At 71.4% G+C, this 18,602-nt stretch carries 12 protein-coding genes; 7 read left to right on the top strand and 5 right to left on the bottom strand.

The features are described from left to right. Positions 1 to 55 precede the first annotated feature (55 nt). Positions 56 to 616, top strand: coding sequence for a hypothetical protein (locus tag AC2XR2_RS19775; protein WP_491515856.1), 561 nt, complete (start codon positions 56 to 58; stop codon positions 614 to 616). Here AC2XR2_RS19775 and AC2XR2_RS19770 read toward each other — a convergent pair. Then, positions 609 to 1,115: a DUF2165 domain-containing protein gene (locus AC2XR2_RS19770; RefSeq protein ID WP_330266233.1), complete on the bottom strand. Its 507-nt coding sequence runs from the start codon at positions 1,113 to 1,115 to the stop codon at positions 609 to 611. The genes AC2XR2_RS19775 and AC2XR2_RS19770 overlap by 8 nt on opposite strands. Positions 1,116 to 1,204: 89 nt before the next feature. On the opposite strand from AC2XR2_RS19770, the gene AC2XR2_RS19765 reads away from it, so the two are divergent. Further along, positions 1,205 to 4,618 carry a tetratricopeptide repeat protein gene (locus tag AC2XR2_RS19765; RefSeq protein WP_491515855.1) on the top strand — a complete coding sequence of 1,138 codons (3,414 nt, stop codon included), beginning with the start codon at positions 1,205 to 1,207 and terminating at the stop codon, positions 4,616 to 4,618. Between the two features lie 6 nt (positions 4,619 to 4,624). On the opposite strand, the gene AC2XR2_RS19760 is transcribed toward AC2XR2_RS19765, so the two are convergent. Further along, positions 4,625 to 5,017 carry a winged helix-turn-helix transcriptional regulator gene (locus AC2XR2_RS19760; protein ID WP_449353626.1) on the bottom strand — a complete coding sequence of 131 codons (393 nt, stop codon included), beginning with the start codon at positions 5,015 to 5,017 and terminating at the stop codon, positions 4,625 to 4,627. An 80-nt stretch (positions 5,018 to 5,097) separates the two neighbouring features. On the opposite strand from AC2XR2_RS19760, the gene AC2XR2_RS19755 reads away from it, so the two are divergent. After that, positions 5,098 to 5,922: an NAD(P)H-binding protein gene (locus AC2XR2_RS19755; RefSeq protein WP_491515854.1), complete on the top strand. Its 825-nt coding sequence runs from the start codon at positions 5,098 to 5,100 to the stop codon at positions 5,920 to 5,922. A gap of 134 nt (positions 5,923 to 6,056) precedes the next feature. After that, positions 6,057 to 7,169, top strand: coding sequence for an ADP-ribosylglycohydrolase family protein (locus AC2XR2_RS19750; RefSeq protein WP_330266237.1), 1,113 nt, complete (start codon positions 6,057 to 6,059; stop codon positions 7,167 to 7,169). Between the two features lie 21 nt (positions 7,170 to 7,190). Here AC2XR2_RS19750 and AC2XR2_RS19745 read toward each other — a convergent pair whose 3' ends face one another. From AC2XR2_RS19745 to AC2XR2_RS19735, 3 genes are all read right to left on the bottom strand, one after another. After that, positions 7,191 to 8,771, bottom strand: a complete 1,581-nt coding sequence (locus AC2XR2_RS19745; protein WP_449351502.1) for a sodium:solute symporter family protein — start codon at positions 8,769 to 8,771, stop codon at positions 7,191 to 7,193. Positions 8,772 to 8,896: 125 nt separating this feature from the next. Further along, positions 8,897 to 9,685 (bottom strand): SDR family oxidoreductase, encoded by a 789-nt coding sequence (locus AC2XR2_RS19740; protein WP_381304728.1) that lies wholly within the window; start codon positions 9,683 to 9,685, stop codon positions 8,897 to 8,899. Between the two features lie 263 nt (positions 9,686 to 9,948). Further along, positions 9,949 to 10,806, bottom strand: coding sequence for a hypothetical protein (locus AC2XR2_RS19735; protein WP_491515853.1), 858 nt, complete (start codon positions 10,804 to 10,806; stop codon positions 9,949 to 9,951). A 176-nt stretch (positions 10,807 to 10,982) separates the two neighbouring features. Between AC2XR2_RS19735 and AC2XR2_RS19730 the strand changes: the two genes are divergently transcribed. The 3 genes from AC2XR2_RS19730 to AC2XR2_RS19720 are packed head-to-tail and all read left to right on the top strand — an operon-like array spanning position 10,983 to position 18,599. Then, the gene (locus AC2XR2_RS19730) at positions 10,983 to 12,869 is read left to right on the top strand and encodes a P-loop ATPase, Sll1717 family (RefSeq protein ID WP_491515852.1); all 1,887 of its coding nucleotides are present in this window, start codon (positions 10,983 to 10,985) and stop codon (positions 12,867 to 12,869) included. A 37-nt stretch (positions 12,870 to 12,906) separates the two neighbouring features. Then, on the top strand, positions 12,907 to 17,403 hold the full coding sequence (locus AC2XR2_RS19725) for an Hsp70 family protein (RefSeq protein ID WP_491515851.1): 4,497 nt from the start codon (positions 12,907 to 12,909) through the stop codon (positions 17,401 to 17,403). Further along, positions 17,400 to 18,599, top strand: a complete 1,200-nt coding sequence (locus tag AC2XR2_RS19720) for a serine/threonine-protein kinase (protein ID WP_491515850.1) — start codon at positions 17,400 to 17,402, stop codon at positions 18,597 to 18,599. Before AC2XR2_RS19725 ends, AC2XR2_RS19720 begins: the two co-directional genes overlap by 4 nt. Positions 18,600 to 18,602: the final 3 nt, after the last annotated feature.

The raw sequence follows: 18,602 nt of genomic DNA, 5'->3' as shown, positions 1-18,602 counted from the left end.
CGGGGGCCGGTACGATGATCCGACCCCCGTTCGACGGGGATCCTTAGCCGAGGAGATGCGTGCCGTGCCAGCCCCGAAGGTCTGGGTGACGGGTCTGACCGTGGGGGCGGTCGCCGCTGTCGTCGTCCTGGCCGTACAGGCCGACAAGGGAACCAAGCCGAGCGTGGCCCTCACCAGTAGGCCCAGCGTGTCGGCGTCCCCCAGCGCGTCCGCGCGGCCCGAACCCTCCGCGACCGCCGTCCCGGACGCCTCCGGCACCGGCCGTCGGATCGTCTACTCCCTCGGCGAGAAGCGGGTGTGGCTGGTCGACGCGAGCGAGGCGGCCCGGCGCAGCTTCGCGGTGTGGCCGGGGACGGTCGACCCGGCCCCCGGCACCTACTCGGTCTCGCTGCGTCGCGGCGACCCGCAGACCGGCTCCGACGGGGTGCGGGTCGAGCACATCGTCTACTTCACCGCGGTGGACGGCGTCAGCATCGGCTTCTCCAACGCGGTGGACGGCTCCTCGCCCCCGCCCGCCAACGGCGCCCGGACCGGCGGTATCCGCATGAAGGCCGCGGACGGCTCGGCACTGTGGACGTTCGGCGAGACGGGGACGAAGGTCGTCGTCGTCAACTAGCGCTGCGGTCCGGCAGGTTGACCACCAGCAGGACGACACCGCTGAACACGAACACCCGCAGGGCCGCGTCCAGCCCGTTCCAGGTGTCCGACTGCCACATGGAGAACCACTCGCCGCCGATCGCGATGAACCCGGCGCCGAACAGCACCATCAGCATGAGCAGACCGTAGGTGGAGAACCGCCGGGCGGCCTGGTCGTCCCGGCGCACCCACAGATACGTGCCGTAGATCAGCACGAGCGCGGCCAGCGTCTCCCAGACGATGATCGCGACGTACGCGGTGTTCTGAAGTCCCTTGCTGGTGACGGCTCTCCACATCAGGTCGTCGTCCTTGAACGTCGTGTCCATCGCGAGAACATGCTGCACGAACGCCTGGTTCGTCCCGAAGTCCGTGATGTTCCCGAACGCGACGAGCGCGATGTACAACGCGACGCTCGCGGTGAGCAGGGTGGCGGAGAGGTGGAGTGCGCTGCGTGTGGTGCGTGGGGGTGTCGATGCCATGGAGGTCATCTTCCCTGTGCGGGGCGGTGTGTTCCAGATCGCTTGGGCCAGAATGGGAGCCGGACGGGCCGCGACGAGGGGACGGACGCATGACGCAGGCGGAGCCGTCGGCGCAGGAGCTGATCCTGCGGCGCACACGGGCCGGATTCGTGGGCCGCGAGGCCGAACGGGCCGCGTTCCTGCGGAACTTCGACATCCCGCCCGGCGATCCCCGGCACCGCTTCCGCTTCCATGTGCACGGCAGCGCGGGCATCGGGAAGACGTTCCTGGTTGAGGAGCTGGCCCATCTCGCTCGTGAACGCGGTGCCTTGACGGCCTACGTCGATGACGGCATCGGCAGCGTGCCGGAGGCGATGGAGGCGCTGTGCCGTGAATTCGCCGACCGGCGACGGCGGTTCAAGGATCTGGAGCGGCGCCTGGCGGCCTGGCGGGACCGGCGGCGCGAGGCGGAGGCCGCCCTCGCCGCGCTCGCGCCGGACAGTGCGCAGGAGACCGCAGCGCCGTCGACCGGCAGCAGGATGGCGGTGGACCTCGGCCTCGGCGCCCTGGAGACCGCCCTACCCGGAGCGGCTCTCGTCACCCGTGCCCTTCCCGCCGACCGGCTCGCCCAGGGCGCCGACCGGCTGCGGGCCGGCCTCGGCGCCCGCTTCCGCAACCCCGACGACGTGGACCTGGTCCTCGCCCCGGAGCGGGTCCTCACCCCGGTCCTGCTCGACGAACTGCGGGCCGCTGCCGGCGCCGTACCGTGGATCGTCCTGTTCTTCGACACCTACGAGCGCACCGGCCCCTTCCTCGACCCGTGGCTCCACGACGTTCTCACCAAGCCCCGGGAGCACGGGCGGCTGCCCGCCGCGTTCGTCGTCGTCACCGCGGGGCAGCGCCCCCTGGACGCCTCCCGCTGGGCCGGCCTGGACGCGGTGGCGGAGATGCCGCTCGCCCCGTTCACCGAGGCCGAGGCGCGTCGGCTGCTCGCCGCGCGGGGCGTCGTGGCGGAGCCGGTCGTCGAGGAGGTGCTGCGTCTGACGGGCGGCCTCCCGGTCCTCGTGTCGACTCTCGCGGCCAGGCGGCCCGACGGCCCGGACAACGTGACCGACCCGAGTGCCACGGCGGTGGAACGGTTCCTGAAGCCGGAACCGGAGGCCCGCCGCAAGGTCGCCAGGGCCTGCGCGCTGCCGAGACGGCTCGACGCGGACGTCTTCCGGCTGCTCGTCCCCGCCCCGGAGGCCGAACTCGACGAGCTGTACGCGTGGTTGACGGGGCTCCCGTTCGTCGGGCAGCGCGGTGAGCGGCTCCAGTACCACGACGTCGTACGGGCGCAGATGCTGCGACTGGAGCGGCTCAGGTCCCGCACCGACTGGACGAGCCGGCACCGGCGGCTCGCGCAGGCGTACGCCGAATGGCGCGAGGACGCCGAGTTCGGGCGCCGCACCGAGGAGTTGTGGGCGGACGAGGAGTGGTGGGAGCTGCGCCTGGAGGAGGTCTACCACCTGCTGTGCGCCCGCCCGCCCGCGGCCCTCGCCGAGGCGCTGCGCGGCTTCGTCGTGGCCGGCCGCGAGGACGAGGTCGTCGCCCGGCGCTGGGCCCGGATGCTGGAGGAGGCGGGGGACGCGGCGGACCACGCCGTACTGCGGGAGTGGGGGCGGTCGTTGGGCGCGGCACTCTCCGAGGGGGATGCCGGGCAGTCGGGGGCGGTGCTCTCCGGCGGGGGCGGCGGGCAGTCGGGGGCGGTGCTCTCCGGCGGGGATGGCGGGCAGTCGCAAGCTGCGCTCGCCGACGAGGACACCGGGCTCGGCACGGCGCTGGACCTGCTCCTGACCCGCCCCGGTCTCGACCCTGCCGGGCGGGCGGAGGCGCACGCGCTGCGCGGCCGGGAGCTGCGCCGGCGCCAGGAGTACCGGCAGGCCCTCCAGGAGTACGACCGCGCGATCGAGCTGGATCCGCTGCAACCCCTGGCCCACTACGGCCGGGGCCTGACCCACCAGTTGCTGGACGACTACCCGGCGGCCCTGACCGCCCTGGACCGGGCCGTGGAACTGGCCCCCGACGCGGCGTGGATCCTCGCCGAGCGGGCCGAGACCTACCGTCTGGCGTCCCGTTTCGAGGAGGCGGACGCCGACTACACCCGCGCCCTCGCCCTCGACCCCACCGACGACGTCGCCCTGGCCGGTCGGGCGGCGGCCCGGCACGGACTGGGCAGGCTCGACGAGTCGCTCGCCGACTTCGACCGCGCGCTGGGCATCGATCCGGAGTACCTCTGGGCGCTCGTGCGCAGGGCCCGGCTGCACCGCACGCGCGGTGACCTGGACAAGGCCTACGCCGACCTCGACCGGGCAGCCGCGCTCGCGCCCGACCGGGCCTGGATCGCCTCGGAACGCGGGGACGCCTACCGGATCGACGGGCGGTACGAGGAGGCCGTCACGGAGCTGGCGCGCGCCGTCGAGCTGGAGCCGGGGTACACGTCGGCGCTGGCGAGCCGCGGGCAGGCACTGAACGAACTCGGCCGCCACGAGGAGGCGTTGGCCGACTTCGACCGGGCTCTCGAGCTGGTCCCCGACTACGCCTGGGCGCTGGTGATGAGATCCCGTGTCAAGCGCGCGCTGAACGACCGGGACGGCGCCGTCGAGGACCTGCGCCGGGCCGTCGCGGCCGAACCGGACGTCGACTGGATCCTGAACGAACTGGCCACCGAGTACCGGGTGCAGGGCCGCCACGAGGAGGCGTCGGCCCTGTTCCACACGGTCCTGTCCCGCAACCCCGACGACGAGGTCGCCCTGGCCGGCCTCGGCGCGATCCACCACGCCCGCAAGTCCTACGCCGAGGCCCTCCACCATCTGGACCGGGCCCTGGCCGCCGACCCCGAGTACGCGTGGGCCCACGGCCGCCGCGGCCGGGTGTGCCTGGCGATCGGCCGCACCGAACAGGCCCTGGCGGACCTGGACCGCTGTGTCGCGCTGGATCCCGAGATGACCTGGGAGCGGCGGACGGCGATCGAACTGCTCGAGTACCTCGGGCGGTGGGAGGAGGCGGAGGAACGGCTGGCGGCGGCGGCGTCCGACGCGGACCTCGACGACCTGCGTGCCGAGCTCCACCGCCACCACGGCCGGTGGGCGCAGGCCCGCGCGCTCGCCGAGCGGGTGCGGGCGACGGATCCCGTCGTCGGCACCTTCCAGCTGGCCATGACGGTCCACCGCTCCGAGGGGCCGGCCGCCGCCGCACCCCTCTGGCGCGACCTGTCCCGCCTGGCCGAGCAGGACCCCGGCATGACCCCCCTGTCACGCGCCCAGGCCCACTGCTTCCTGGGCTGCGCCCTGGGCGACTGGGCCGAGGCCGACCGGGGCGCGTCCGAACTCCTCGCCCTGGACCCGGAATGGGACGACCTCGCCACCGTGACCGACATCCTCACCGAGTTCGGCACGAGCCCCGACGCGGACCATGCCCGACTCGACCCTCTCCTGACGGCGATGACCGACGCCCGTGACGCGATGCGGACCCGCCACGCGTAGGGCCCCTCAGGAGGGGTTCGCGTCCGCTTCCCTCGAGTCGTAGGCCCGCCGGGCCTCCTCCACCCGCTCCAGGTTCGGTGACCACTGCGCCAGCGTCGCGAACAACGGGGCCAGGCTGCGGCCCAGTTCGGTGATCTCGTACTCCACGCGGGGCGGAACCTCCGCGTGGTAGGTGCGGTGGACCAGGCCGTCGCGTTCCAGCTGGCGCAGGCGCTGGGTCAGCACCTTGGGGGTGATGGTGGCGATCCGCCGCTGGAGTTCCACGAAGCGCTGGCGGCCGTACTCGTGGAGGGTCCACAGGACCGGTGTGGTCCAGCGGCTGAAGACGATGTCGACCACGGGGGCGATGGGACAGGCGTTCTCGGGTGTGGTCTCCGTCACATCAAGCCTCTCGTCCATTACTTTCCTCTAGGTACCCACTGTCTTCTCGATAGTAGCGTCGCCGTGTGTTCACAGGAACCTCGGAAAAGGGGAGCGACATGATCGTGGTGACCGGTGCTACGGGGAACGTCGGACGGCCGCTGGTGCAGGCGCTGCTCGCGGCGGGGGAGACGGTGACAGCCGTGTCCCGCCGCACTCCGGACGAGCTCCCGGCCGGGGTGCGGCATCACCGGGCCGACCTCGCCGCACCCCGGACGCTCAAACCCGCGCTCGACGGCGCGGAGTCCCTCTTCCTCCTGACCTCCGGCGACTTCATGGCCGCGGGCGGAGACCTCGGGCAGGTCCTCGACGTCGTCCGGGCCGCGGGTGTGCGGCGGGTGGTCCTGCTGTCCTCGCAAGGGGTCGGCACCGGCGACCACCCGTCAGGACCGGAGGACGCGGTACGGCGGTCGGGGCTCGGCTGGACCATGCTGCGGCCCGGCGGCTTCCACTCCAACACCCTCCAGTGGGCCGGCCGGGTCCGCGCCGAGCGGACGGTGACGGCACCCTTCGGGGACGTCGCGCTGCCGACCGTCGATCCGGACGACATCGCCGAGATGGCCGCCGTAGCCCTGCGGGATCCCGAACACGCCGGGCTCGTCCATGAGTTGACCGGGCCCGCCCCGGTCTCCCCCCGGCAGCAGGCCGCCGCGATCGGGGACGCGCTGGGCGAACCCGTGCGGTTCGTCGAGCAGAGCCGGGCCGAGGCCAGGGCGGAGATGACGCGGTTCATGCCGGAGCCCGTCGCGGACGCCACCCTCGACATCCTCAGCGACCCGTCGGAGGGCCTGCGGCGCGTCAGCCCCGCCATCGAGCGGGTCCTCGGACGCCCACCCCGTTCGTACGCGGACTGGGCAACCCGCAACGCCTCCGCCTTCCGCTGAGGACGGCCCGGCAAGGGCGGCGCGCCTTTCGGTCATAGTCCCGCATACCCAATCGCCCCCTGAACCCCGCACCCCCCTTCGATTACAGTGCAGGACGTCGTACACACGGACGGTCGCGGAGGGGGGAGGGGCTCGTGGGGGCGAACGCCGTCGTCTGGGGGCGTGCCGAGCAGCAGGACTTTCGTAGCCGGGTGCGCGGGACGCTCCTCGGGGTGGCCGTCGGCGACGCGCTGGGCGCACCCGTCGACTCGCTCGGGCTGGACGAGATCCGTGAGGCGTACGGCGCCGAGGGGCTCGTGGACCTCGGGTTCGGGTACGGCAGACGCGGGGCCGTCACCCACCTCACCCAGCTCACCCTCTTCACCGTGGACGGGCTCATCCGCGCCCAGGTGCGCCGGGACACCGGGGCCTGGCACCCGCCCACCGACCTGCACCGGGCGTATCTGCGCTGGGCCGCCACCCAGCGGGACTGGGGACCCGACGAGCGGCGCAAGGACGACGGCTGGCTGGCCCGGGAGGAGTGGCTGTACGCCCGCCGCGACCCGACCCGGTCCCTTCTGATCGGGTTCGGCGACGACACCATGGGGACACTGGAGTCGCCCAAGAACCCGAACGAACTCGGGCCCGAGGCCACCGCCCGCTCGGCTCCCTTCGGGCTGCTCGTCGGATGGGAGCCGCAGCTCGTCGTACAGCTGGCGGTGGAGTGCGCGGCGCAGACCCACGGGCACCCCGTCGCCTATCTGTCGGCGGGCGCGTACGCCGTGATCGTGCACGCGCTGGCCCTCGGCGACAGTCTGGACGGGGCCGTGCAGCGGGCGCTCGCGCTGCTGGCCGCGCGGCCCGGCCACGAGCCCGTGTCGGACGCGCTCCAGCACGCGCTGGGCGCCGTACGGCAGGGGATGCCCACCCCGGCGCGGGTGGAGGAGCTCGCCGCGGACGGCTCGGCGGACGGGCTGCTGTCGGCGGCCGTGTACTGCGCGCTGGTCGGGGAGGACGTACGCCAGGGCCTGTGCCTCGCCGTCAACCACGACGGCCCCTCCGCCGCGGCCGGCGCCCTCACCGGCGGCCTGCTCGGCGCCCTGCACGGCGAGACGGCCCTCCCCCCGGCCTGGCTGGCCGAACTGGAGGGCCGTCCCACGATGCTGGAGCTGGCCGACGACTTCGCCATGGAAATGACCCAGGGCCCGGCCCTGCACGGCCCTGCGGGGGCTTCTGCGGGGTGGCTGGCGCGCTACCCGAGGGGCTAGCGCGCTCCCCGGGCTAGCGCGTCAATCGCGCGCCGACGTACCGATCACGTCGTCCACCCCGCCCGCCGGAGTCGGGATCGCCGCGGCCGCCGCTCCCTCCCCGTCCCCGTCGGTGTTGATCTTCTCGATGATCGCGAGCCGTTCCGGGGTGTCCTCGGGCTTGATGAAGCCGACCAGGATGTACAGGACCAGGGACACGGCGAGCGGGATCGAGACCTGGTACTGGAGCGGGACGCCGCCGGAGACGCGGTCGTTGATCGGGTAGTTGACCAGGTAGAAGGCGAGCAGGCCCATCGACCAGCTGGTGAGTGCCGCGGTCGGGCCGGAGCGGCGGAACGGCCGCAGCAGGCCGAGCATCATCGGGATCGCCATCGGGCCCATCAGCCCGGCCACCCACTTGATGACGACGGTGATGATGTCCTTGAACGTGGGGGAGTTGACCTGGGTCGCCGCCGCCATGGACAGACCGAGGAAGACGACGGTGGTGATCCGGGCGACCCGCAGGCCCTGCCCCTGGCTCCAGCTGCGTGCCCGGCGCCACACCACCGGCGCGCAGTCCCGGGTGAACACGGCCGCGATCGCGTTGGCGTCGGAGGAGCACATCGCCATGGTGTGCGAGAAGAAGCCGACGATGACCAGGCCCAACAGGCCGTGCGGCAGCAGCTGTTCGGTCATCAGACCGTAGGAGTCGGAGCCGTCCGGCTTCTGCGCCTCGACTAGCAGCGGCGACATCCACATGGGGAAGAACAGCACGAGGGGCCAGACCAGCCACAGCACCGCCGACAGCCGCGCGGACCGCTCCGCCTCCTTCGCGCTCGCCGTGGCCATGTAGCGCTGGGCCTGGTTGAGCATGCCGCCGTTGTACTCGAAGAGTTTGATGAAGAGGAAGGCGAGCAGGAAGACCGTCCCGTACGGCCCGACCAACGGCTCGCCGTGGCCCTGGAGTTCGGGCTCGTCCCAGGCGCCGAGGAACCCGATGCCCTTGTCGTTGAGCTTGAGGACCACGGCGATGAACATCGCGACACCGGCGAGGAGTTGGATGACGAACTGCCCCAACTCCGTGAGCGCGTCGGCCCACAGCCCGCCGATCGTGCAGTACACGGCGGTGATGGCACCGGTGATGAGGATGCCCTGGTTGAGCGAGATGCCGGTGAAGACGGACAACAGGGTCGCGATGGCGGCCCACTTGGCGCCCACGTCCACGATCTTCAGCAGCATGCCGGACCAGGCCAGCGCCTGCTGGGTCTTCAGGTCGTAGCGGTTCTTCAGGTATTCGAGCGGGGAAGCCACATGGAGCCGGGAACGCAGCCGGTTGATCCGCGGCGCGAACAGCTTCGAGCCGATGGCGATGCCCAGTGCGATGGGGAAGGACCAGGTGACGAACGAGGTGACGCCGTAGGTGTAGGCGATGCCCGCGTATCCGGTGAACATCACCGCGCTGTAGCCCGACATGTGGTGCGAGATGCCGGACAGCCACCACGGCATCTTGCCCCCGGCCGTGAAGAAGTCGCTGACATCGTCCACCCGTTTGTGGGACCAGATGCCGATCGCCACCATCACGCCGAAATAGCCGATGAGCACGGCCCAGTCGAGACCGTTCATATGCGCCCTCCCAGGGATCAGCCAGCGCTCATCGTGGGCGCCACCGCGTGGACACGACAAGCTGACGTCGGGTCAAAGGGAGGTAAAAATATTCGAGATGATGGCCTTGGTTCACCTATATGAACTCACCGCATCAGCTCCCCGGCGTTGACCAGCAACGACTGTCCGGTGATCGACCGCGCCCGGTCCGAGGCCAGGAACACCGTCGCGTCCGCCACGTCCCCGTCGGTCGCGAGATCGGGCAGTGCCATCCGCTCGGTCAGCCGCTTCAGTACGTCCGCCTCCGGCACCTTCTCGGTGTGCGCGGTGAACTGCACGTACGCCTGCACCGGCGGCCCCCACATCCAGCCCGGCAGCACGGTGTTGACCCGGATCCGGTCCGGCCCTAGCTCCCGCGCCAGCGAGTACATCGCACTGGTCAGCGCCCCCTTGGAGGCGGCGTACGCGGCCTGTCGCACCTGCGAGGGAGCGGCCACGGCCGACTGCGTCCCCACGAACACCACCGACCCCCCGCCCGCCGCCCGCAGGCCCGGCAGACAGGCCCGGGTCATCCGCAGCGACCCCAGCAGGTTCACGTCGACGACCGACTGCCAGGTCGCGAAGTCCGCGTCCTCCAGCCCGCCGAAGTAGCTGTCCCACGCGGCCACCTGCACCAGCGCGTCCAGCCGCCCGAACCGCTCCAGGGCCAACTCGGCGAGCGCGGCGCACTGTTGCTCGTCGGTGATGTCCGTCGACCGGTACGCCGTGTGCGCCCCGTCCGGATCGATCTCGGCGGCGCTCTTCGCGAGATTCGCCTCGGTCCGCGCCCCCAGCACCGCGTTCCCCCCGTCCCGCACGACAGCCGCGGCCACCTGGTGACCCAGCCCGGCCCCGACTCCCGACACGACCACGGTCTTCCCGGAAAGAAGTGACATACCGGCGGCCTCCCTGCTCTGGCGCATTATCTGACGGGGCGTCAGAGTATGGGCGAGCGCTGGAGGAGGGAAGGTCCCATGTCGGAAGAGACCTGCGGCGAGACGTACGCCGGCATCCCGCACCTGTGGAACGAGAACGACGATCACCGGCCGGCCCCGAACTCGCCCGCCTCTACGCGGGCAGCGGAAACCTGCGGAACCTGTCGAGTCAGTCGAGAAGCCGTCGGCTTTTCGATCTCAAGTGGGCGGCGGCGAGTTCGCCCTCACCGGAGTTCGTCCGCATAGCGGTCCGTTCCCGGCACCGTGGGGATGAACGGCGCGACGAACTGCACGTCACCGAGACCCGAAGCGGCTACCGCCGTGTCCAGGTCCGCGAAGTGGTCCTGCCAGACCTCGCGGGGATCCTGCTGGAGGAACCACAGCAGGGTCAGCCGCGTCCCGACCCCCTCGACCTGCTTGACGTAGGTCATCCGGTCCAGGGGCAGCGGCGTCGGCGTGAAGACGGTCACCATGGCCGCCGGGGAGCCGGCCAGTTGTTTCGGAAGGTCGTCGTCGCGCAGCCATGCGAGCAGTTCCCCGCGCTGCTCGGGGGAGTCGGCGTCGACGACCTGGACGACGAGCCCGGCATAGGGGTGGTCAAGGGCGTGGATGTCGCGCGGGCCCTCGTCGCCGTCACGGTAGACGGTCACCGTGTGGTCCTGAAACGCCGTGAAGACATGCGTGCGGTCCTGGAAGACCCGGTGGTCGCGGTTGAGGCGCTTGTTGATGCCGACGGTCCAGCGCATGTGGTCGGAGTAACGGCCCGCGGTGATCCAGTAGACGGATATGTAGCACCCCGCTGTCACCGGCTGCGCGACGGCGGACTTCTCGGGGTAGCGCAGGAGTTGGAGGTCCCGGGTCGCGACCCAGCGGCGGCCCGCGTACATCCACGGCATGGCCATCGCGCCGGCGATGTAGTGGTCGTCTTCGTACCAGCGATTGTACTCGCGCTCCCGGCCGGGGTGAGGCTCGACCATCGTGATGAGCGCGTGCCCGAGGTCGGCTCCGTAAGGGCCGACGGTGGCCAGTTCCCCGTACAGGTGGCTGCGGGATTCGTCTGTGTGCGTCACGTCGTCTGTCATGGACTCGGTTTAGCTGACTACCCATCAGATTACGAGAGTTCTCGAGCGCTGATGTTGTTCCGGCGGCGAATGCCTCCAGGACCGGGCATCCGACATCTCTGCCGCAAACCGGTCTCAACGCACCCTGACAGCGGGATACTGACCGGGTACGGTCGGTGAGAACCGCAGGGGGAGCCGTGAGCGAACGGTCGGTGGTCGAGCGCCTGTACTTTGGACGGGACGACGCGGAACGGGACATGGCCGACGGCCTCCTGCGGCGCGGTTTCCAGGAGACAGCGGCGTACAACGCGGTGGCGAGCGGGCGGAAGACGCTGGTCATCGGGCGCAAGGGGGTGGGGAAGAGCGCCATTTGCGTTCGGCTGGCCTCCGAGCCGGCCGGGTCCGGCGGAGTCGAACCGGTCACCGCGGGCGAGGACCTCCGCCGGCTCGAACTGGCAGGTGTTCCGGGTGACTTCGCCAAGACGCTGCTGTGGCGGTACGTATTCGCCGTCCGATCGGCCCAGTACCTGGTGGGGCACGCGGACCGACACGGCGGCAGAACCCCTGCGGCCGTCAAGGAGTTGAAGGGCTTCCTCAGGACCAACCGGGAGCTGTTCGGCGATCCCCGGACCGCCGGCGGATTCGAGCGTTGGCTGCGGGGCCTGAGCGGGTCCCTCTCGCTGGAGGCGTTCGGAGTCAAGGCCGCGGCGGACTTCGCCCAACAGACCGCCGCCACCGATGAAGTCCCCCGCCCCGAGCAGCGCTTGACGATCCTGGAGGACGCCGTACTCCGCGGCTTCACCGAGCTGGGCTGCGCGCCGGACCACACCTTCGTGCTGCTGGTGGACCGGCTGGAACATCTGTGGATCGGGGACCTCCAGAGCCACTCGCTCGTCATCGGGCTACTGCTCGCGGCCGCACACGCCGGCAGCCATTACGGCGGTGCCCTGCGGGTCGTGGTGTTCCTCAGGTCGGACATCTACGACTCGCTGAAGTTCGTCGAGGGCGACAAGTTCCACAGCGACGAACTCCGCCTCGACTGGAGCGAGTCGGACCTGAAGGCTCTGGCACTGCGGCGCGCCAGGGCCTCGGTGGGTACCGGCCTGACGGCGGACCGCCTGTGGGGCGAGATCTTCCCGCGGACGGTGTGCGGCGAGAGCACCTCGGCGTATCTCCTGTCCCGCGCACTGCCCAGGCCGCGCGACCTCATCCAGTACCTCAACGAGTGCCAGCACACCGCGATCGGCAAGGGGCACCGCGACCGGATCCACGAGAACGACGTCCTGCTGGCCACCCAGCGCTTCTCCCAGTGGAAGCTCAAGGACCTCGTCCAGGAGCACCTGGTCGCCCACCCCTTCCTCGAACGCCTCCTCCCGCTCTTCCAGAACTCCGGCTATGTCGTCACGCGCGCCGCGCTGAGCCGCCGTGTCGAACTGGTCGAGGACACACTGCACCGCGAGTTCCCGGCGTACAGGGACGCGCTGACGCCGGACGGCGTCGTCCACACGCTCCACGCGGTGGGATTCCTCGGGGTCCGGCGGGGAAACGGCATCGTCCACGCGGGCATCCCCCTGCTGCGCGTCCAGCCGCACGAGGACGAGTTCCATGTCCATCCCTGCTTCCGTGCGGCACTGGGCGCGACCAGCCCGACCGGACTGGACCCGCGTGACAGTCGTGCGGCGAGCGCCATCCGCGCGCAGGTCGTCTCCGCCGGCCTCATGGGCGTGGTCCCGGCCGATCGTGAACCCCGGCTCCTGGAACGGCTCATACGGTCCTGCCACACGGTCCTCGACAGACTCGTCCAGGCCGACACCGTGCTCCAGGAGGTCAGGGCCGAGATCGGCACCCAGGTGAGGCAGATCCTCGACGACGCCGAGCGGGCCCGCTCCATGGCGGCCTACATGGACGTGGAGCCGACGGTGCGGGAGACCGCGACCTACTTCCACGCCCTCGCGACCAGGATCCAGCAGGACGGCCTGGAGGGCGACACCGGTCCCGACAGCCTGGCCGCGTGCTTGAGAGACGAGGCGATGCGACTGATCAGAGCCCTCGAAGGCACCACCGGGAGCAGTGGAGAAGCCTGAGCGAGTGCCGTCCGGAGGGGACGGAAGGGGTGGGGCGATGGCACAACAGGGTGTACGAACGACCGGCTCCTGGAGGCTGCGCTGGGCCATGCGCAGGCTCAGGGTGCGTTTCCGGCCCGACGTGCTCACCGATCGGGACACCGAGCGTGCGGCCGGCAGGTACGGGCGGGCCCTGGTGCTCGCCCTGCACGAGAACCCCGCGGTCGCCAGGGACCTCTTCGAGACGTACGACGCCCGGCTGCCCGCCACCGGCTACGCGTCGGCGTTCGGCACGGCCGAGCGGGGCCGGCTGCGTAGGCTGAGCGGCCATCTCGACCGCACGAGGCTCGACGTCGTCATCGAGGTGGCGGAGCGACTGGGCGACCACGGGCTCGGGCGGCTCGCCCGGCAGACCCTGGCCCGCCTTCTGGGCAGGACCGGCGACGCCCGTGAACTCGGATGCTGGCTAAGGCAGTTGAGCAACCGGGGAGCACTGGACATCACCATCGTGACGACGGCCCTGGAGGAGTACACCGCACGGGCCTCCCTCGACCGGGACGCCGAGTTCTGGTCGGCCCTCCTCGCAGAGCTGCCGGACTGGCTGATACCGGACCTGTTCGCCGTACGGCTGTTCCTGGGGTGGGGCACCGACGCGGTACGGCTCGCCGACACCCCCGCCCGCAAGCGGGCCGCGCTGGAGTGCTGTGTCCGGTCGTTGTACCTGCCCGATGTGCAGGCGGGCCTGGAACTCGCCGACCGCGAAGGGGACCGGGAGACCGCACACCGGCTTGCGGTACGGGCCGGAGAGCTGCTGCTGGACGAGGGGAAGCCCGCAGAGGCCCTCGAGTACTTCATGTGGGCGCACCGCGAGGACCGGGCAAGCCACTGCCACGAGCGGCTCGGCGATCTCCGCACCGCCCTGGACACCTGCTCGGCGGACGAACCGGACCGCCTGGCCCGCCTCGCCGGCGAGTGCCGTACGGAGATCGACTCCTTGGTCGAGCGTCACGAGCACGCCGCTGCCGTACGACGCGTCCGAGCAGTACTGGACCACCTCGGCCAGGCGGCCCCCGTCGAGGCGGTGATCCGGCGCCGGGAGGAACTGGAGGCAATGCGCCAGGCCGTGACGGCGGACGGCCGCAGGCGTCTCAAGGGTTATCTCGCCGAAGCGTCCGACGCGGACGCCGTCAGGGCGGTGCACCGGGACTGGAGCGCCTTCGAGGAGGAGGCCGGGGAACCGCTGGAGGCGGCCCGGCATGCCGAGGACGCCGAGGAGTACTACCGCGCCCACCGGCTCTACCGGACGGCCGAGCGCTACGGCGACGCCGACCGCGTCCTGCACGACGACGACTCCCCGGAGAGCCTGGCCGCCCGGGCGGATGCCAGGGAGGCGGGCGGCGACCACCTCGGCGCGGCCCGGCTGCACGAGCGGGCCGGCCGTCACGAGGAGGCCGTGGTGCTCTACGACCGGGTCGACGACGCGGCCGCGGCCGCACGCTGCCTGATCCTGTGGCGGGGCGAGGAGGCCGTGGAGGATCCCCGCCTCGCCGGATACCTGCGCCGGTCCGGCGACATCGAGGACCTCGTAAGCCGCTGTCTCGACGCCCTCGCGAGCCGGGGGCACACCTCGCACGCCGAGAGCGTGCTGCGCTCGCTGGTCGAGGACGAGACCACCGTGACCGGGCCCCGGCGACAGCAGGTCCTCGATGCCCTGGAAGCTCTGGAGAGCGCCGACCGAGGAGCCTTCGAGGAGCGGGCCCAGCGGTGGGTGGCACAGGCCAGGCAGGAGGTGGACGCCCGCTACTCCCGCACCTGGGGCATGGATCTCGGCACCAGCACCTGTGTCGCGGCCGTCTACGACAGGACGGACGGGATCCCCGTGGTCTGCCCGCACGCCGGACAGTCGTCCTTCGCGTCGACGCTCAGCGTCACCGAGGAGGGGGAGGAGATCGTCGGGCTGTCGGGCGACGCCGTGCTCGTACCCAGGATCACCGCGTCCGTCAGTGACGCCAAACGCCGGATGGGAGAACGCGCCGCCTACGAGATGGGCGACCGCACCTACCGTCCCGAAGAGGTGTCCGCCCGGCTGATCGGCCACGCCCGCTCGCTGGTGGAGACCTTCCTGACGGAGCGGGTCAGGGAACGGATCGCCGACCTCGCCCGCGCCGAACTGGGCGAGGTCCGGGACACCTGGCTGGACTGGGCGGCCGAACACCACGACCTCACCCTGAGCCGCTCGAAGGCGATCGTCACGATCCCCGCCAACTTCCACAACAACGCCAAGGCCGCGACCCGCAACGCCTGCGAGATCGCCGGCGTGGAAGCGGTCCGGCTGATCCACGAGCCGACAGCCGCTTGTATGGCCGTCTCCTGGCAGCAGAGGCTGGGCGGACGGGTCGCCGTACTGGATCTCGGCGCCGGCACCCTGGACGCGAGCCTCGTCGAGGTGGACGGCGACATGTACGACGTCCGGCGGGTGTCCGGCGACTCGGCCTACGGCGGCCGGGACTTCGACCGGGCCGTCGCCGACTTCCTGGCCGACCGGCTGCGCGGCGAAGGCGTGGACGTACCCGCCGGAAGCCGGGAACGGCGGCGGCTGGAGATCGCCGCCGAGTACCTGAAGATCCTGCTCTCCTCCCAGACGGAGGCCGAGTACCCGCTCGTCGGGTTCATGGGGCGGCCGGCCATCAACGTCTGCCTCACCCGGTCCGAACTCGCGGACCTGCTCGCCGAGCCGCTGGACACCCTGCGGAGGGTCTGCGAGAGGTTCAGGGACCAGGCGCGCAAGTCGGCCGGTGCACCGGAGAATCTGGTGCTGGTGGGCGGCCCCATGCGGTCCTCGCTCGTGAGTGACGTCGTGGAGCGGGCCATCGGCTGCCGCGCCAAGGGCCACCCGGACCCGAGCACGGTGGTGGCGTTCGGCGCGGCCCTGCTGGGCGGTCGGCTGGAGGGGGACCTCAAGGACATCCTGCTGCTGGACGTCACCCCGCTGGCTCTCGGCATCAGCATCGTCGACCGGAAGAACGGCGGACAGCGCTTCGACACCCTGGTCGAGGCGAACACGAGGATCCCCGCGCAGCGCAGGGAGGTCTACTCGACGGCTGAGGACAACCAGCCCAACGTGCACATCCAGGTCTACAACGGCGGCCAGGTCGACCCTCGTTCCAGGATCGGCCAGCTGACGCTGGACATCCCCCCGGCGCCCAAGGGGGTGCCGCAGATCGAGGTCACCTTCGAGATCGACGCGAGCTGTGTCCTGAAGGTCACCGCCCTGGACATGGCCACCGGCAGGAAGGAGTCGGTCAGGATCACCGACTCCACGCTCCTGTCACCGCTGGAGATCCAGGAAATGACGAGACGTCAGGCACGGCAGCACGACTGGGAGAAGTTCCGCAACACCCTGAGAGACCTCACCGAACAGGCCGCCGGGCTCCGACCGGAGCGGCTCTGCCGCGAGTTCAGGGACCGGCTGGAGGCCCATCGGCCCAGCTGTACCCCGCCGGACCGGGTCAGTCAGGGACTTCTGGCAGAGATGTACGGCAGCGAGGCGATGGAGGTCGAGTCCGAACTGCTGTCCCTGCGCGGTCCGTTGCGCGATCTGACGGTCACCGCCCGGCACTACCTGGAGAGTGCGGACGCCGCGGAAGGGGCCGACGCCGGCCGGCATCTGGCGACGCTGCTCGGCGAGCACGTGGACCGGACCAGGAAGGGCATGGCCCGGATGGCCGCCTGGACCGCCCTGCTCGCGGCCCTTGCCGCCGCGGAGGCCGATCCGCTGCGGCGGTTCAGGAATCTGCACAACGCGGGCGACCACGTGCTCGCCCTGCGAGCGCTCGACGACCTCACCGAGCCGCTGTCCGACCCGGAGGACCTGTACCGCCGCCTGACGTGTCTGGCCGGCGCCGGAGACTTCGACGCGTACCGGAAGACCCTGCTCGCGGACGCCCCGCGGCTGCGCGCGATCGTCCTGGACCAGGACCACCCGGAGCCGTACCCGACCGCGGCCCGCCCCGCCCTCGTCCGCGTGGTGGACGAAGACGGCCGCGAGAGCGGCGGCTTCCTGGTCTCGGACCGGCATGTGCTGACCGGCGGCCGGTGGCCGGAGGGGCCGGCCACAGGGCTCACCGTGCTCACGGCGACCGGGAACCGGGCCGTGAAGCATGTCTTCCGCTCCGACTCCGCCGCCCTCGACGCCGGTGTCGTCCTCCTCGCGGAACGCGTGCCCGACCGGCCGCTGCGACAGGGATTCCCCCGGCTCACGGGCATCTCGGACGAGGTCTGGGGCGCGGCCTGCGACCGGATGCTCGTGACCGGCATGGTCCAGGGCATCGAGGAGTTCCCCGAACAGGGCCTGAAGCTGTTCCGCACCGATCTGGAACTGCCGTCCGGGGCGGGCGGCGGGCCGTTGCTCAATGAACTCGGCGAGGTGGTCGGTCTGTTGGTGGCGCGCGTCCCAGGGGCGGCGACGTTCGCGATCTCCCTCGAATCGCTGGCCCCGCTGTTCGCTAGCGCCGGGGTCGGGTTCGCGGAATCCGGTGAGGAGTCGACGCGATGACCGTCGAGGGTGGCTTCGAGGCGGGCGAGGTGATCGCGGGCCGGTACCGGCTGGTCCGCTTCCTGGACTTCGGCGGCATGGGCGTGGTGTGGGAGGCCCAGGACCAGCACCTCGACCGGCCGGTCGCGGTCAAGATGCTCAGGCCCGGCCAACGCGCGACGGAACGGTCCCTGCGGGAGGCGCGGATCATGGCGCGGCTCCCCGTCCATCCCCACATCGTCACCGTGCACGACCTGGTCGAGGAGCCGCTGCTCCTCGTCATGGAACTGGTCCGGGGCACACCGCTGGACGTCTTCGTCCGGCTGGGCGGGCGGCCGGACCAGTCCCAGATCGTCGCCTGGGGTGTGCAGATCTGCGATGCCCTCACCGCGGTCCACGCGGAGGGTGTCGTGCACCGGGACCTGAAGCCGTCCAACCTCATGCTCACTGGCGAAGGCGGGCGCACGGTGAAGGTCCTGGACTTCGGGGTCGCGGCACTGCTGGAAGGGACCGGGACCCGGCTGACCGCCGAGGGGGCGTTCGTCGGCACGCCCGGGTACGCGGCGCCCGAGCAGCGGCGGGGGGCCGAGATCGACGGCCGGGCCGATCTCTACTCGCTGGGGTGTGTGCTCCATGAACTCGCCGTGGGAGCACCGCCGTCCGGCAGGTGGGACACACGGAGCGTGAGAGCCGACATCGCCGCCGGCCTCAAGGAAGTTGTCGGGCGGCTGCTGGCGGAGGATCCCGCGGCCCGCCCCCGGAGCGCGGCGGAGGTCCGGAGACTGCTCACCGCTGCGCCCCCGCCCGGCCGGCTCCGGCTCGCCCGCGTCTTCGACCGCCACACTCCGGAGGGCGGCCCCGTCTTCGGGAAGGCCCACGCCCGCGTCACCTCCGCCGAGGAACGCGCCGCACTGCTGGAGTGTCTGCGGGACGGACAGCTGTTTCTCATGCTCCTCGAAGAGGAACCGGACCGCGTCGAACCGGACCGCGGCAGCGTGGTGCCCGCCCACTTCCGCACCGACGGCACCTGGGTCTGGTCCGACCAGATCGCCTACTACCTCCAGCACTACGGCTACGCGCCCGACCCCGAGCTGCGGCGGCACTTCGAGACCCGGGCGGATCCGCGGCCGGACGTCACACCCCCGTCCCGGGGCGAGGCCGTCCGGCTGGTTCTGGCCGAACCCGAGGGCTCCCTGACGGGCCGACCCTTGCCCTGACCG

It is taken from the genome of Streptomyces sp. LS-MS-L19, from assembly GCF_058382285.1.
This window is presented reverse-complemented; position numbering and strand designations above follow the sequence as displayed.